The 615-nt window shown below is 31.9% G+C and carries 2 protein-coding genes; both read right to left on the bottom strand.

Annotated features, from left to right (window positions below; genetic code table 11):
• Positions 1 to 43: 43 nt before the first annotated feature.
• Positions 44 to 310, bottom strand: a complete 267-nt coding sequence (locus KSU54_RS18605) for a hypothetical protein (protein WP_217746769.1) — start codon at positions 308 to 310, stop codon at positions 44 to 46.
• A complete protein-coding gene (locus tag KSU54_RS18600; protein WP_217746768.1) occupies positions 294 to 563 on the bottom strand; it encodes a hypothetical protein in 270 nt (89 codons plus the stop codon). Before KSU54_RS18600 ends, KSU54_RS18605 begins: the two co-directional genes overlap by 17 nt.
• Positions 564 to 615 lie beyond the last annotated feature (52 nt).

Here is a 615-nt window from a genome sequence, read left to right as displayed (position 1 = left end):
ACACTTTACATTTTGTTGCTAACATTGTTAAAAATCTCATTATTTAAACCTCATCATCATCAATTACTATAATATCTCGTGGCATTTGAAATACATTATTGCTATGTGTTTCGATATGTTTTTGTATCATATCCAATACTAAAACCGCTTTTTCTACCGACGAATAATTACCCATTGGGGAGTAATGTTCTTCATTATTTCTTAATTCATAATTAACTAAAATATTATAATTATTGTTATCGCAACCCACATCAAAGGATTTGCACAACAACAATGATTTTTTATCTTGACTTCTAATCCAAATTTCCATCTTCAATTACCTCCTCATAGGTTGCTAAGAAAATATCGGGCTTGCATGGATAAAGTTCACCTTGCACGCCTTTTATTATGTAATCACCAACGCTTGCAGTCATACGCCCCTCTAATGTTATAATTTCGACATACCCCTCAATATGAGCAATAATCTCATGTTCGAGAACCTTTTTATAAAACCAACTTGGATATTCTTCACAACCAAGCTTGAACGCTTCCACAACTACAGGTTTCTTTCTATATTTAGGCATCTTCTAATAACTCCTTGTTTTCGTATATATTTCCAATTATTTCAATATCATC

It is taken from the genome of Erysipelatoclostridium sp. MSK.23.31, assembly GCF_019125875.1.
Taxonomy (GTDB): domain Bacteria; phylum Bacillota_I; class Bacilli_A; order Erysipelotrichales; family Coprobacillaceae; genus Thomasclavelia; species Thomasclavelia ramosa.
The sequence above is the reverse complement of the archived record's forward strand: the minus strand, read 5'-3'. Positions and strand labels throughout refer to the sequence as shown.

Coding starts and splice junctions, on each gene's coding strand:
- KSU54_RS18600 (WP_217746768.1), bottom strand. CDS start 563: ATGCCTAAATATAGAAAGAAACCTGTAGTTGTGGAAGCGTTCAAGCTT.
- KSU54_RS18605 (WP_217746769.1), bottom strand. CDS start 310: ATGGAAATTTGGATTAGAAGTCAAGATAAAAAATCATTGTTGTTGTGC.